Genomic DNA, 14,512 nt, shown 5'->3' with positions numbered 1-14,512 from the left:
GCTTGTATACTTTGTTGCCGATTCTTGATTTAGACCCACTAAACCTTTAAATCGCCGCCGCGTCTACAAACCAAGTCATTCTCGCTGAACCTAGCATCTTGAGGTTACTTGGGTATAACTACCAGAGCTGAAAAAACGGCTATCGTCTCCCTGCGTACAAGTCCCTACCACCGAGCCATGCACTGATAAAGCCGTAAAGAGCAAGATAAGGACAAACAACAGCATCTTATGCTTTCAATCCTCGTCAATCTGAGAAGTGACAAATTCATCGATGAACAGCTTTCCTGCAATCGAATCAATCGCGGCGATGGCTCCTCCCGAACCGTGGTAGGTTTCAGCATATAGATTGAATACTTGACCACAGGTTCGACAGGCAAAGTAGTTACAGATTAAATCATTCCACCCTTTCCGATTTAGCATCTGAGAAAAAGGCTCACCCCAACTGCCGTAACCCAAGTATTTAAGCGTTTTAGCCTCCGTTCTTTCATTGAGAAAGCACATTGCATTCGCCAAATCTTTAGGGTTGTTTATTTTTCTCACAGCATCTGAACAATCTTCACAACTCATTTTGGTTTTCCAGTTCACCTTTAACTAAATTTATTGCTGGCGTTCAAAATACGCACCTAGCTCATGAACGATGTGTTGTTGTAAGCCCTCCCGATTGCAAAGCATGATCTGAAGGTCTCGGTTATGTGTTCGGAAAAAGAGTGATAAACCACTTTCATAAGGAACGAAGTTATGGTCAATAAACACCATTTCCTCATCAACTTGATACCGCTCACCGTTATAATCATAAAATTCTTTTTTGACTCGGTAGCGAACACCAGGATGTAAAACACTAAAACTCTTATTTTGACAAGTGTTGTTCATTTTTCTCAACGACCCTATTCTGTGGCGTTCAACCTAATATAAGTAATCCGGCGACCTAACCGCTAACAACGGAGCCAATAAATACCGTATGTTTCGGGTCATTGTTGAAGTCGATGATTGAAGTGCGATGCGCTTGTGTTGTTATCAGTAAGCGTTGCATTTGTTTCACGCTTTACCACAGCAGATAGCGAATCTATTAAGGTAAACGCTGGTATGTCAGGTTGGGAGCCAGAAAAACCTTGTCACAGCAAATTGATTCCGAATTGCTTTGCTACTAAGTTTGTCAAAGCAAAACAAGCTACCGATACTACGCAGCTGATTAATAGCGTCAGCCAAAAGGAGTATTTGGTTAGCAAATACGGGAAGAGTAAAAACATTGGCAACGTCGGCACGACAAACCAAAACGTGTAGAAAGCGTGGTTGGACAGTTTTTCTGTGCCTTGACCTTCAATATACATCCATACCAGCGCCAAAATAGTCACCGTTGGTAAGGCTGCTACCAAGGCACCAAGTTTGTCACTTCTTTTCGCCACTTCAGAAATTAATACGACGATTGCCGCCGTGGTTAAGTACTTGGTCACTATCCATAGCATTGTATTGCGCCTTCAATTCACTTCGATCCGCTCTTAAAGTTAAACAAAAACAAGGCTTTGTTTACAAGCTGATAACCTAATATCTGTGAGTCTTCTCAGACATCAAGTAAAGCTATAGGCATACTATTTGAGACTTCATTCTTAACGAGTCCAACACACTTGATTTCGCCCTGAGTTTTTCGCTTTGTATAACGCTCGGTCCGCTTCTCTTAATGCGTCTTTTAGAGAGTCTGTGCCGTCAAAATAGGCGACCCCAATACTTACCGTGATATCAATGTACATATCATTGATAAACACGGGCGTATTCGCCACTGTTTTTCTTACTCGCTCGCAGTATAGGTATGCTTGTCGAGCGTTAGTGTTTGGCATCAACAACATAAATTCCTCACCACCAGTGCGAGAAAGAGTGAAATCATGGCTCGTGTTTGCTTCGCATAGCTTAGAGAACTGAGCTAATACGATGTCCCCCACCTCATGACCATAAGTATCATTAATGCTCTTAAAAAAATCGATATCAAACACAGCAATTGAGCCTGCCGTATTCTCTTTTCTTAACACCTCAAACTTGGTCTCAAGACCACGACGGTTTAGGAGTCCAGTTAAGTAATCGGTATGCGCTTCATTTTGCAGGCTATCTCGCTGCATTTCTGAATGACGAAACTTGTTGAAGTACCTCACCGGTGTTGTCACCAATATTAGTAGCGTCAACAAAGTGGCAAAAATAACCACTCGTGGGATCAAGCCACTGTCCTCTGGCGATATTGAGATTTGCCAATTGGTGTTAAAAATCGTCACGACGCCAGTATGAATGTCACAATCAATCTCACCTTTAGAGCTGATCACTTTGTCATAATAGTTGCTGTTATCAGGATCATAGCCAACAACAGAGTAACGATTCACGTGGTTTTGGTTTAATACTTGCTCTAGTTTGCTAACGATTGATTCTAAATAGATAACGGAAGAAGAAAAACCAATGAAATTCGCATCGTCTGAGATACCTTTTCTGAGGATGAATGCTTGCTTACCATTTTGAACTAAGGTGACGGGACCTATAATCGTGTTTTTCTTGCAGTTTACAGACTGGTTTGCCCCAAGTTTTCGTGTTTGGTCTTCAAGAACGTTGTGACCAATTGCCGCTTTATGCTCGTCGTAGGGATAAGCATATTGCACGACCCCTTTTGGAAGGTATAACAAGGCATCCACATTGGTATAAGTGGATAAAAGCTTACGACTAAGTTTATTAAACTCTGCTGATGACATGTCATGGTTCTTAGAAAGCACCACAACTTCTTTCAATACTTCAGCCGTAATCAATGCGTCATTAAAGATGACTTTCATCTCTTTATTGATAGCACTGATAACTTGTTCAGATTCTTTTTCGTTATTGATGGCGGTTAGTTTTGTGGCGAGTAATTCCGTTAGCAATAATACCGAAATTAAAAATACTACTTTGATGCCCCAACTCATTACAACTGTCCTAGATTAACCCACTCTCCCTATCCCTAATTCAACAACTAAAATCCGTTTAGCTTTCATTCACTGCAATTCTGATCAAGATTTGAACTTGATGCATTTAAGAAGCGGCGATTATACGCATAATTGTATACTGTTCGATGATCAAAAGGTGTCGTTACGGATAAATATTTTTATCAATCAACAGTAAATTTCTATCGATCGATTTGATTGATCGACACAATCGATTCTATTAATTAAAAATATTGACCGACACGGCAAAAACTTAATGCCTAAACTGATGAATTTTCAAACAAATCTAGCCATTTTCTAGAATTGTCACTGATAATCGTCTGGTTTACATGAGCGACAGCAAACAGAGCCAAATTTACTCGCCAATTAAAGGCGAGCCAAAAACTCGCCTTTAATCTTATATCGACAATCAAGCTATGAATGATCAGTTAATGTCTTGCACCTTCATAACCAGTTCTTCCCAGTTTCTTTGGTTTTCGATATCGTGCTCTAAACCTTGGTCATCGGCAATTTGGAAACGCTTAACCGCTGGCGTTTTGCTGGTTGCTTGGTAAAGCCAGTAAGCTTCGGCTTTCAACGCTTCATCGATTGGCTTATCGATTGACTCGTACACCATTTGCTTACATGCATTAATAGATTCAGCTGGGAACTTAGAAATTCGCTGCGCTAACTCATCAACATAAGGACCAATCTCATCAGGCTCCAACGCTTTGTTTATGGTGCCGTACGCTTCTGCTTCGTCCGCATCGAAGTCGCGAGCACTCAAGATGATTTCTAGAGCACGTCCTAAACCAACCTGCCGTGCCATCCGAGATGCGCCACCACCGCACGGTAAGATGCCCATGCCAACTTCCATCTGCATAAATTTGTATTTACCGCGTGCGGCAAAGCGCATATCACATGCCAATGCAAATTCATGACCACCACCACGGGCAAATCCCTCCAACTTAGCAATCGTTGCTTGTGGTAGCTTGCTGATCCTTTCTAACACTGATTGAAGGTCAAGCAATTTCGCTTCTTCACGAGAAACCGCTTCTGTCGACATTTCTTTCAGCAATTCGGTGTCGTAATGACAAACCCAAATTTCTGGATTAGCAGATTGGAATACAACCACTTTCACGTTACGGTCACGTTCCAGACGTAGCGCTAAACCGTTCAAATCCGTCAACATTTCCTGCCCTTGTACGTTTACCGTTCCAAAATCAAACGTAACATAAAGAACTGCTTCTTCTTGTTTTGCAGTAAATGTTTTGTAGCCTTCGTAAGCCATATCCATTTCCTTTTTCCAATAAAAACATAACGTTGCAATTTACTTAAGCAACGCAATTAACGTTACGCCTCTGAAAAACATCAAACAATGACTTATAAATTGAAACAGTATTTACGAAAACTAAAAGGTTGTTTGTTCGCTTACGACTAGTCTTTAAGTTTCTAGCGCTGATTATTTGCCTTCACAAGCAACTAGAACAGCGACCTTCTAGTTGCTCGAATGATTATCAACAAGCGCACTTCACATGGGCTTGTGCGATCTCACGGTCTAACTGCCTATTCAGAACTAACTTAATCCTTGGACTCTTTAGCTTCTGTTTTCTCTTCCTGAAACTCTTCACTCTCTACGACATCAACAACGTCCTGAGTTTCCGTATCGACCCACTTCATAAACACCTGATAACCAGCAGCTAAGAATGCAGCGCCAATAAACATACCCAGTATACCGCCGGACATCATGCCGCCAACGGCGCCAATAAGGACAATAGGCATCGGGACTTCTAACCCTCGCCCGAGAATCAATGGTTTTAAGAAGTTATCAATCAAGCTAGCGGCGATCAGTAAGATGGTAAAGATCACGTTATGAATCGTTCCGCTGTCCCCCGCCCACAACAAACCAACGGCGACTAAAGCAATAATAGTGACCGGAAGTTGAACGATAGCGAAGACTAGTGCGATAAGTGTAAACAAGGCTGCGGCCGGTACGCCGGATAATGCAACGACACCGCCAAATGCCATTGCTGTTAAGAAAGCAATACCAATGATGCCCACGGCGACTTGCCTGATAGTTGCAGTGGTAAGTTGGTGCAAATCCGGACCTCTTACTTCATCGGTAAAACTAATGAAGATCTTACGTATCGACCTAGCCGCAGGTTGTGCCCAAGCAAGCATGATCCCCGCAATAATAATCGCACCAATCAGCATAAACACACTTTTCGCCGCACCTGTCGCACTGTCAACAAACCAACTAAAGAACCCTTTAATTTGTGGCTGACGCTTTTCAATAAAAGTTGGCAGATCGTCCGCCGCTTCATACCAGACCGCATGAACTTTTTCACCGACCAACGGCCAGGTTTTCACACTGTCTGCTGGCTTGGTGATCACCAAAGTGCCATCTCGGTAAGACTCAAACGCACCTAAGGTTTTAGAAGCAAAAGAGTTGCCCACCATTGCTGTTGGCGTGCCGAGAATCAGCACACCAATAATCGCGATCAATGTTGCCGAGCGCGCGGAGCTTAATCCGAGTTTTCTTTCAATAACAAGTTTGACTGGATAAAGCGCAATAGCAAGGACTAACGCCCAGAGCAAAATAGGTAAAAAAGGTAAGAATGCCCACCAGCACACAATAACGATAAGCGTCGTGGTTGAGAATCGTATCAAAGATGTGGTGAACGCTTTCGCCAGTATTTTCTCAAGATTTTCATTTGAATTATTCACTGTTTATCCCTTTGGTTTCACGTCATATCCCCATCATCTGATGATGGATAACGTGTCAATTTGTCCAAGCACAGTCATTGTCCACGCGTTACACAAGTGGATGTTTTAGAGCCCCACTCTGTAACGCAAAGCTCACTTATAAAACCTAGTACAACCTCCCGTACATTCAACGGTTTAATGTTGAGTTGTTTATGAAGTCGATGTTAAGAAGCGTTATTAAGTGACAATATTCTGATTTTGCGGTTCTCTATTTCCACTTGTATAACGCGCACTTTATATTGCTCACTTTGTTGCACGATTTAAGCAGTAAGGGCAAAAAGATGTCAGCACTCGAACTTATGCGTTCAGGAAAGGTTTATAACTGTCTGGACGAAGAACTTCAGCTCATGCGGGAGCGCACATGTGAGCTCATTTTCAACTTCAACCATGAACCCAATGCAGCAAAGCGTCATGCATTTCTCGTTGAAATAGGCGTCAATCTTGGTGATGGTGCTTGTATCCAAGCCCCGTTGCAATTGACGTATGGATGCAACCTTTCAGTGGGCTCGCATACTTACATTAATTGGGATGCCATCATCATAGACAACGGACAGGTAACTATTGGCGCGAACGTGATGATTGGTCCGCGAGTTCAAATCTACACCGCTGCGCATGCTTTAGAGACAGAGCAACGCCTTGCTGGTGATGAAACTGCAAAACCTGTAACCATAAAAGATAAAGTATGGATTGGTGGTGGTGCGATCATTATGCCGGGCGTGACGATTGGAGAAGAAGCTGTCATTGGTGCTGGATCTGTCGTAACGAAAGATGTGGCTCCGAGAGACCGCGTTGCTGGTAACCCCGCTCGCTCCATCAAAAAAGACTGACAAGCTTGTCAGCAGAGGGAATGGAAAACCGGAGAGATTCAACGGTTTGTAGAGGTCACCAACCGATATACTCTTTCTTTTCTTTCAAGGACTTGCTTTATGTCTTTTTCGACAAAGTCGTTAATAATAGCGTTCTCTCTCGCCACCAGTTCGGTGTCACTGGCGGCGACAATTGAAAACTCAGCTTCAAACGAAACAGTTTCCCAAGGCTCGCTTGCAAATAATGCGGCGTCAACGACCTTCCCATCTACACAGACATGGCTAAACCACATCACAACAGGCTTAGCCCCTTACTGGATGGATGAGAAAGCTTACGGAGAACCTGTTGGAAACTTCCCCACTTTCCGCTGCAATGATGGTCGCAAACTGAATACAGCCAATGTTTGTCCTGAGTTAGATCGAGGTTGGATTACTCCTTATTTTGGTCGTGAATATACGCGGATGAAGTCGCGCCAAACCTACGCCTATGGGGTGCTTTTCCACCTAACTGGAGACACGCAAGCCCTTGAACTAGCGAAGCAAGGGGCTTATTACCTAATCAATGAACTGCAAGACAAAGAGCATGGCGGCTTTATTTCGTTCACGCGAAACAAACAAGCTGGTTTAAAGTGGACACAGAGAACTTCGCAAGACCAAGCTTATGCACTCGTTGGGCTTGCAATGTATTACTACCTAACGGGCGATCCTCTGGTAGAAAAAGTACTTATTGATCAGAAAAAATTTATCTTTGATAACTACAGACTAAACGATGAAGTAGGACTTGCTTGGGTTTTACAAGATGGAGATGAGCAAAGTGCAAAACAGCATGAGTTGGTTGCACAATTAGACCAAATTAACGGCTATATGCTTTTGGTCGCTCCCCTATTGCCTGAGCCACATCGAACGAAGTGGCTCAGTGACCTGACCTGGTTAACAAATACATTAGTTCAACATTATCACTCAGATAAAGAGCAACGCTTCTACGGTGCCATTCATCATAAAGCCGTCATGCAGCCAAACGCCAAACATAACGATTTCGGTCACACCATTAAAGCGTATTGGATGACTTACCTTGTCGCAGAACAAATAAACAATGCCGATTGGAAACAATTTGCGAAACAAGGCATGCGAACGACATTAGAGCGAGCGCAATATCAACAACAGTTTGAACCAGTTAGCGCTTTTTTTTCTCCCGAACTGCAGAGCGAATGGGCGAATCAATCCATCCCTGCTTGGCAAAGCCGCCCTTATTCTAACGGCAGCTCTTCTTGGGAATGGGCAGAGCTTGACCAATCAGCAATGACACTTGCCATTTTAGATAACAAGGTGGGAAATGTACTGCCATACACCACACGTACTTTTATGGATGCATGGGTTGATCATCAATATGGGGGCGTCGGTCTCGATCCAAAGTCAACCAAAGCGTTTCATTGGGGCAATGGTTATCATCAATTCGAGCACGCATTGATTGGCACCTTAACGTCTGGCGCACTAAACCATCAGCCAGTAACTTTGTATTATGCAAATGCGAGCAAAGTGCAATCCGATTTCACGCCTTATTATTTCCAAGGCAAAGTGGATAACGTCGAACGAACGGCGCAAGGCGAAATTCAAGCAGTGACCTATAGTAACATCACCCTATAACCACACTTTGGATACATATCGGCAAACAAAAAGGCGACTCGATGGTCGCCTTTTGCATGCTTGTTGTGGGTTAGATTCTGAACGAGCCGACGTAATGATCAAGCGTTTGCGAGAGCTCAGCCAGTTGTTGACTCGATTGCTCTAATTGCTCACTTGCATTTAGACCGAGCTTCACTGAATTGCTCACCGTATCCATGTTCATGTTGATCTCGTTAGCTACCGTCGATTGCTGTTCTGTTGCCGTTGCAACCTGAGTATTAATATCCAGAATGGTCATTACCTGTTTAGAAATCGCTTCTAGTGCTTGTCGAGCTAGCTCCGTCTCCGTAGTTCCTTCTTCGATCAGAGCTTTACTGTTCCCCATCGAGTTCACGGCATTTTGCGCTTCGTCTTGCAAGCGTTTGATCATCAGGTCAATCTCATCGGTTGACTGCGCGGTTTTCGTCGCAAGGTTACGCACTTCGTCAGCTACCACCGCAAAACCACGGCCTGCATCCCCTGCACGAGCGGCCTCAATTGCAGCATTAAGTGCCAATAAGTTCGTCTGTTCTGAGATACCTCGAATCACCTCAAGGATTGAACCGATCGACTGAGTATTATCTGCCAAACTGACGATGATGCTGGACGTGCTGTTCATCTCGGTTTCAAGGTTTGTGATTGCCGTAGTGGTCTTTTGCAGCGTCTTGTAGCCTTCTTGCGTTTCATCCGTTGCAGTACTTGCCGCACTCGCTGCACCTGCTGCGTTCGATGCAATTTCGTTAACCGTCGCAATCATTTCATTCATTGACGTCACCACCAGCATGGTTTGCTCGTTTTGCTCCTGCCCACGAGTCAACGCCTGTTGAGATTGCTCACGTAAGGCAGTTGCAGAGCCATTCAATGCAACACCAGTGCTCACCACTTGCGAAATAATGCCATGAACCTTTTCGACAAAGACATTAAATGCTGATGAAATCTGAGCCACTTCATCATTACCTTTTGTTGGCAAACGAACAGTCAGATCGCCTTCCCCTTGGGAAATGTCATGCAGTGCATTTTTCAATACAGATAACGGCTGCATTAAGTGGCTTAGCAGAAGTGAAAGTAATAGCACGCAGAGTACAAATATCACGGTCATTGAACCAAGTTGGTAGCTAATAATACCGTTCGTTGCTTGGCTCACATCCGTAATTGGAATACCGATATCGAACGTGCCGTAGAGTTGACCATTCACGTAGATTGGAGCCATGATATCGAACACCCACACTTGCTGCACATCCGCGTACCACTTCGAGTATTGCTGCACACCTTTGGTTGCACCCGCCACTGTATAGTCATCTTCGTACTTCTTGTTTAGCTTTTGTTTATCACTGTGTGCAACCGCCGAAACATTGCTATCAATTACAATGGCATAACTTACATCTGAGCGTTGCTTTAACTGGTCAACTAACGCTTGGAGATCTTGGACCGGATGGTTTGAGTTCTCTAAAATGTAACTTGCATTCTCGGCTAAGAACTCAGCCTGAACCTGAGATTTGTGCAAGATGATGTCATCGATTTTCTGACTGGAGATAAAGTAGGTAGACGCCATACTCGCCATGACAGCAATGCCAAACATGGCACAAACGGCTAATAGGATTATTCTTTTCATTATGGTTGTCTCAACGCAAGCGATTAATTTCTATCAACGGGGTTAATTAAGCCGATGACTTGGCATTACTCTCTTTGCCAACCCATTCTCCCGCGACACTGGTTTTAACTATTCAGTTACGTTATCCGCATCAAATGCAACAACTTTAATAAAATGAACCGTTTTTATATCAGTATCACACTTTTATAGAATAACCATGTAAGCCGTGTAGATTTACCAACACCTAAATAAGCCATTGCTAATTAGCAAGTTTCTGACAAATAATACGCTCTCATAATCATTCAAATTGATATTCGAACATCATTAATGCACAGTTAATCACATCGAAAAAATCACCAAAATTAATCGATTTAATTCCTTATTAACTTTTATAAATCCGGACTAGTATCAAGGGGAACAACCGTTCAACGTATATAAGGCTAATAATAATGAAAAAGACTTTATCCACCCTAAGCATTGCGCTGGCGCTGTTTTCAAGTGCTTCATTTGCTGCTGACAACTACACATTAGATTCAAACTTTTCTTCAGTAAGCTTTGCTACCATCAAGAACCAGTTTGTTGTCGAGCCTGCGACCATCAATGATCTTTCCGGCACGTTAGACAGCAATGGCAAATTTGATGTTGCTATCGATCTAAATAGCATTGAGACAGGTATCCCTATTCGTAACACCCGTCTTAATGAAATCTTCTTTGAATCTGCAAAACACGCACCAGTAAAAGTTATGGGAAAAGTTGATTGGGCTTCTCTGGGTGAAGGCTCACACAAGGTAAAAGTACCTGCTGAAGTAACGCTGTTTGGTAAGACAAAATCCGTTGAGTTTCCGGTTGTTATCCTAAACGCTGGCGATACGGTAATGGTGAGCTCAAGTGCGCCTGTGATTATTGGTGCTGCTGACTTTGGTATTCCTAGTAAGAACTTAACTGACCTCGCGGCAACAGTTGGCGGGATTAAGATTTCTGATCGAGTTCCACTCACTTTGAATCTAACCTTTAAAAAATAGTTAGATTAAGTGGACACAAAGGCTTGGAGGCTCACCAAGCCTTTTTTCTTTCTACACGCCTTCAACCAACCGTACTGTGCGGCTTACGACGACTGACTTTGCTTAGTCACATTAAATGCCATACTCCGCAATACGTCGTTCTTATTCACAAAGTGATGTTTCAACGCTGCTAACGCATGTAGCAACACCAAGCTCGCGAGTGTGGCACAGCCAAAACGGTGAACCATAAAAAAGAACGCATTCACTTCGGCATTAGAAATTGGGTTTGGAATGGTAAACAGCCAAAAGAATGGATACTCATGTTTAAGCATTAGAAAGCCACTAACAAACACTACAAACATCACCAAATAGATAGCGCCATGTGTGAGTTTAGCGATGCTTTTCTGGGTATGAGAAACCGATTTTGGTAACTCTGGGGCTTTACGAAAGAATGACCACCCCCAACGTACAATCAATAACACGGAGGCGATGGTTGCAAACGACATATTGAGCGTAGATAGAACATGGAACACCTGCGGCATATCCATAACGAATAACATGCCGTAGCCTGCAAGCGTTGCATAAATGATAATCACCGCCATAGCCCAATGTAGCCATTTACTGAACGCATCGTAGTGTTGAGTGGAGGTATTTTGGACGCACGGAATCGCTTTCTGGTGCTGACCAGAATCTAATCTCGACATATTGTCACCACTGAATTAGTTTGAGATGTACATGGGAATACGACGAGAGAAGGCTTTCCCATGATGAAGATTGAAGAAATAACGGAAGGCATTGAGCCTTCCGTCGTTCAAGTAGATTACAAGATGAGGTAGGTACTACTTACTTACATTGATCATGTCGTTAAAGTAGTCAACTTGTTCTGCCATACTCAAACCTTGGTTGTTTGAACCCAACGTCCACATGAAGAAACCACCATAACCGTTATCTTTCTGCCATTTAGCACGGTCTAGGTTGTTCTGACGCGTTTCAACAAAGTTACCACCTGGTGCCCACTGACTGTTGATCGTGTTACCTAAAACAATCTTCGACTTGTCTCCAATATATTCAGCATAGTTCGCCATCGCGACATCGTATAGGAAGTTTCGACCAGCGTCGTATGTCATGACGTTGAAGAAATCAAAGTCATTTTTAGTCGCTTTGAGTAGATCAATGACTTCACCATGATGCGATGAGCGACCAGATGGCTCAACATAAGAACAGTTTTCGAATACGTTTGCATTCATACACTCGACAGGGTCGGCACCTACATGATAAGTGGTCAGGGACAGCACTTTGGTGTTGCCGACTTTCTCACGGATCAGTTTGATCAATGCCGTTAAGTCTTGGTTCTCTTTGTCTGTGATTCGAGCGGCTTTTTCGAAGTCGAAATCCAACCCATCAATATGCACATAACCAGCTAACTGATACTTGCTGTAATCACAGCTGCCATCTGGTTTTGATGCAAGACACTCACCTTCCATCTCTTCAGGTTTCAGGTTCTTCTTGTACACAGGGAATGGCGTGTGGACCAATTCAACCAATCCAGTCGCGACCGCTTCACGGCTTTGTGGGGTGCTGATCGCCGACCAAATACTTTCGTAAGTTTGGCCCCCGAACGCTACCATCATCGTGACGTTTTCATTGTCATGCTTAAGAGTTGACCAAGCGAGGTACTGCGTTGGCATCCAATCTGGGTTGTAATCCGGCGGTGTGAGCATGCCGTCAGAGATCGTGATATTACCGCTTGAATCCCACTTACCAAATGACAATAGGTAACCGTCTCCTTCTGAGTTGAACAACTGCTCGTAGTCATTTAGACCCCAAGATGTTAGGTAACTGATAGAGCGATCTGGGTTATCAACTAAACCGCCACCGCCCGTGCTTTCTTTAACTGTAATGTTAGATGTCGCTGAGGTTTGCTCTTGGCTTGCTGTGTTTACCGCTTTTGCCGTGATGGCATAAGCCCCCTTCTGCGCACCTAGCCATTCATATTCGTATGGCGCTTCGGTGTCTTTGAACAGTTCATTACCATTGGCGATAAAGCTTACAGAAGTAATATCGCCTTCGTAGCTCTTTGCATCCGCTTTGATAGAAATCGCACGACCTTCGAAGTAGCTAGAACCATCGACAGGAGATGAAAGCGAAACCACCAAGTCCTTGTCAGTGATAGCCAAAGAAATTGGCGCAGCTTCTGCACTCGCACCTTGATCATCGTATGCAATAACCGTCAATGTGTATTGACCTTCAACTTGAGCAGGAACCGTGATGGTATAAGTATCGCCCTGTGAAGGTGTGCCTGAGGTTGCTACCACTTGTCCATTCAACTGAACGTCAACGCGAGCAACTTCGGTATCATCCGTTGCATCAACTACCACATCGAATGCTTGGTTTGGTGCGATTTTTTGTCCATCTTGAGGGGACTGAACCTTAACAACTGGCACAGGGTTCGGATCACATTGCCCTACTTCATTCCATGCGTCTTTCCACGCATCAGGATAATCAGGGTGGCCGGTGCCCGGTGTCCAAACCGGATTACCACACCAACCCGCGACGGTACATGAGTAAATATTGCCAATATTCGTGACTTCATCGCCTACTTTGTATGGCACACCATCTTCGTACTGAGGAATATCGCCACAACTTGTGCCCGTGTCTGTGACCGTAATGGTTAGGCTCTTGCGTGAAGTATGCTGCTCGTCATCCTGAGCTTCAGCGCGAAGCGTTGTTGACCCCGCTGTGTGTGCCGTCCAATCACATGAGAAATCTTGAGTCGCTTTCGCGTCTAACTGACATACTTCAGCATCGTTGGCGAAGAATTTGACGGTTGTTAAATCATCATCTGGATCAGAGACATTGGTCGAGATTGTAATGGTGTCACCTTTTTGGTGAGAAGAGCCAGCGTCTGGTGAGATAAACTCAATCACAGGTGGATTTGGTGCAGTAGATTCCGATTCAACCGTTACTTGAACCGTTTGTTCTGTCAGTTTCTTTCCACTCTCATCGAATGCCATGACCGCAATCGATGCTGCGCCAATAGTGTCAGGGAGCCAAGCCTGTTGATACTCTGTCGTGCCTTCTACAACAGGTTGCTCTCCCAACTTGATGTTGTTTACCCAGAACTCTAGTTTGGTTGCACCTTCACCCGCAATATTCGTGATGATGTCTACATTTGTGCCAGTATAAACCACTGAGTTTTGTGCAGGAGCCAAAATATCGAGCGAGAACTCAGGTGGAGGAACGACTTCACCATCCACTTTCACTACCACTGAATTTTCAAACGCACTCAGATCCGTCAACTCTCCACCGAAAGAAATCGTCAGTGCCGCAGATTCTCCAGAAGCAAGCTCGCTATCTACCCAAGAGCCTTGCGGAAACTTCAGCGAGACAGAGTTCAGTACACCGTTAGATTGTGTCGTATGAGAGATTTCCCATGACGGATACGAAAGGTGATTTGACGCCCAACCGAAGTCATTGATTGCAACAGGCAATACGAACTCAATGACAGCTTCACGCATGTCTGCCGTTTCAGAACCTGTGTTCTTGATATCCAGCTTATAAGTGCTCCAGTATTCGCTTTCTGATTGAGCAACCGCATCAGTACTAAACTCCGCAGCCATGGCTTGTGAAATAGGATTCAGTAATAAACCGGAGCAAAGCATTGTAAGCCCTAGCGTGCGATAACCAATGGAGTTTGTCTGCGTAGCACTGCTCTTTCTTAGATACATAATAAAGTCCTTAGTCTTATATTAATTATTT

The 14,512-nt window shown here is 43.9% G+C and carries 12 protein-coding genes; 3 read left to right on the top strand and 9 right to left on the bottom strand.

Features of this window, described 5'->3' with window-relative positions:
• Nucleotides 1-234: 234 nt before the first annotated feature.
• From OH459_RS24335 to OH459_RS24310, 6 genes are all read right to left on the bottom strand, one after another.
• The gene (locus OH459_RS24335) at nucleotides 235-567 is read right to left on the bottom strand and encodes a hypothetical protein (protein ID WP_269989139.1); all 333 of its coding nucleotides are present in this window, start codon (nucleotides 565-567) and stop codon (nucleotides 235-237) included.
• Nucleotides 568-597: 30 nt separating this feature from the next.
• Nucleotides 598-870, bottom strand: coding sequence for a DUF3601 domain-containing protein (locus OH459_RS24330; RefSeq protein WP_269989191.1), 273 nt, complete (start codon nucleotides 868-870; stop codon nucleotides 598-600).
• Nucleotides 871-1,112: 242 nt separating this feature from the next.
• Entirely contained in the window at nucleotides 1,113-1,463 is a 351-nt protein-coding gene (locus OH459_RS24325; protein ID WP_005447099.1) for a DUF3147 family protein, read from the bottom strand.
• Between the two features lie 141 nt (nucleotides 1,464-1,604).
• Nucleotides 1,605-2,930, bottom strand: coding sequence for a sensor domain-containing diguanylate cyclase (locus OH459_RS24320; RefSeq protein ID WP_009696279.1), 1,326 nt, complete (start codon nucleotides 2,928-2,930; stop codon nucleotides 1,605-1,607).
• Between the two features lie 442 nt (nucleotides 2,931-3,372).
• The gene (locus OH459_RS24315; protein ID WP_005447102.1) at nucleotides 3,373-4,218 is read right to left on the bottom strand and encodes an enoyl-CoA hydratase/isomerase family protein; all 846 of its coding nucleotides are present in this window, start codon (nucleotides 4,216-4,218) and stop codon (nucleotides 3,373-3,375) included.
• A gap of 290 nt (nucleotides 4,219-4,508) precedes the next feature.
• Complete coding sequence (locus tag OH459_RS24310; protein WP_172580966.1) at nucleotides 4,509-5,654, bottom strand: AI-2E family transporter; 1,146 nt, start codon at nucleotides 5,652-5,654, stop codon at nucleotides 4,509-4,511.
• Between the two features lie 320 nt (nucleotides 5,655-5,974).
• On the opposite strand from OH459_RS24310, the gene OH459_RS24305 reads away from it, so the two are divergent.
• Nucleotides 5,975-6,520 (top strand): sugar O-acetyltransferase, encoded by a 546-nt coding sequence (locus OH459_RS24305; protein ID WP_269989136.1) that lies wholly within the window; start codon nucleotides 5,975-5,977, stop codon nucleotides 6,518-6,520.
• Nucleotides 6,521-6,619: 99 nt separating this feature from the next.
• Nucleotides 6,620-8,143 carry an AGE family epimerase/isomerase gene (locus OH459_RS24300; RefSeq protein WP_269989135.1) on the top strand — a complete coding sequence of 508 codons (1,524 nt, stop codon included), beginning with the start codon at nucleotides 6,620-6,622 and terminating at the stop codon, nucleotides 8,141-8,143.
• Nucleotides 8,144-8,213: 70 nt separating this feature from the next.
• On the opposite strand, the gene OH459_RS24295 is transcribed toward OH459_RS24300, so the two are convergent.
• A complete protein-coding gene (locus tag OH459_RS24295; RefSeq protein WP_269989134.1) occupies nucleotides 8,214-9,773 on the bottom strand; it encodes a methyl-accepting chemotaxis protein in 1,560 nt (519 codons plus the stop codon).
• A gap of 428 nt (nucleotides 9,774-10,201) precedes the next feature.
• Between OH459_RS24295 and OH459_RS24290 the strand changes: the two genes are divergently transcribed.
• Nucleotides 10,202-10,774, top strand: a complete 573-nt coding sequence (locus tag OH459_RS24290) for a YceI family protein (RefSeq protein WP_047515943.1) — start codon at nucleotides 10,202-10,204, stop codon at nucleotides 10,772-10,774.
• An 83-nt stretch (nucleotides 10,775-10,857) separates the two neighbouring features.
• On the opposite strand, the gene OH459_RS24285 is transcribed toward OH459_RS24290, so the two are convergent.
• Together OH459_RS24285 and OH459_RS24280 are read right to left on the bottom strand one after the other, a co-directional pair.
• Complete coding sequence (locus OH459_RS24285) at nucleotides 10,858-11,457, bottom strand: cytochrome b (protein WP_005447113.1); 600 nt, start codon at nucleotides 11,455-11,457, stop codon at nucleotides 10,858-10,860.
• A gap of 135 nt (nucleotides 11,458-11,592) precedes the next feature.
• The gene (locus OH459_RS24280; RefSeq protein ID WP_269989130.1) at nucleotides 11,593-14,481 is read right to left on the bottom strand and encodes an Ig-like domain-containing protein; all 2,889 of its coding nucleotides are present in this window, start codon (nucleotides 14,479-14,481) and stop codon (nucleotides 11,593-11,595) included.
• Between the last annotated feature and the right edge of the window lie 31 nt (nucleotides 14,482-14,512).

The organism is Vibrio sp. MM46 (assembly GCF_027587135.1).
GTDB lineage: Bacteria > Pseudomonadota > Gammaproteobacteria > Enterobacterales > Vibrionaceae > Vibrio > Vibrio harveyi.
The sequence above is the reverse complement of the archived record's forward strand: the minus strand, read 5'-3'. Positions and strand labels throughout refer to the sequence as shown.

Bases quoted from the DNA above. Each gene is read 5' to 3' on its own strand.
- OH459_RS24335 (WP_269989139.1), bottom strand. From the start codon at position 567: ATGAGTTGTGAAGATTGTTCAGATGCTGTGAGAAAAATAAACAACCCT.
- OH459_RS24330 (WP_269989191.1), bottom strand. From the start codon at position 870: ATGAACAACACTTGTCAAAATAAGAGTTTTAGTGTTTTACATCCTGGT.
- OH459_RS24325 (WP_005447099.1), bottom strand. From the start codon at position 1,463: ATGCTATGGATAGTGACCAAGTACTTAACCACGGCGGCAATCGTCGTA.
- OH459_RS24320 (WP_009696279.1), bottom strand. From the start codon at position 2,930: ATGAGTTGGGGCATCAAAGTAGTATTTTTAATTTCGGTATTATTGCTA.
- OH459_RS24315 (WP_005447102.1), bottom strand. From the start codon at position 4,218: ATGGCTTACGAAGGCTACAAAACATTTACTGCAAAACAAGAAGAAGCA.
- OH459_RS24305 (WP_269989136.1), top strand. From the start codon at position 5,975: ATGTCAGCACTCGAACTTATGCGTTCAGGAAAGGTTTATAACTGTCTG.
- OH459_RS24300 (WP_269989135.1), top strand. From the start codon at position 6,620: ATGTCTTTTTCGACAAAGTCGTTAATAATAGCGTTCTCTCTCGCCACC.
- OH459_RS24295 (WP_269989134.1), bottom strand. From the start codon at position 9,773: ATGAAAAGAATAATCCTATTAGCCGTTTGTGCCATGTTTGGCATTGCT.
- OH459_RS24290 (WP_047515943.1), top strand. From the start codon at position 10,202: ATGAAAAAGACTTTATCCACCCTAAGCATTGCGCTGGCGCTGTTTTCA.
- OH459_RS24285 (WP_005447113.1), bottom strand. From the start codon at position 11,457: ATGTCGAGATTAGATTCTGGTCAGCACCAGAAAGCGATTCCGTGCGTC.
- OH459_RS24280 (WP_269989130.1), bottom strand. From the start codon at position 14,481: ATGTATCTAAGAAAGAGCAGTGCTACGCAGACAAACTCCATTGGTTAT.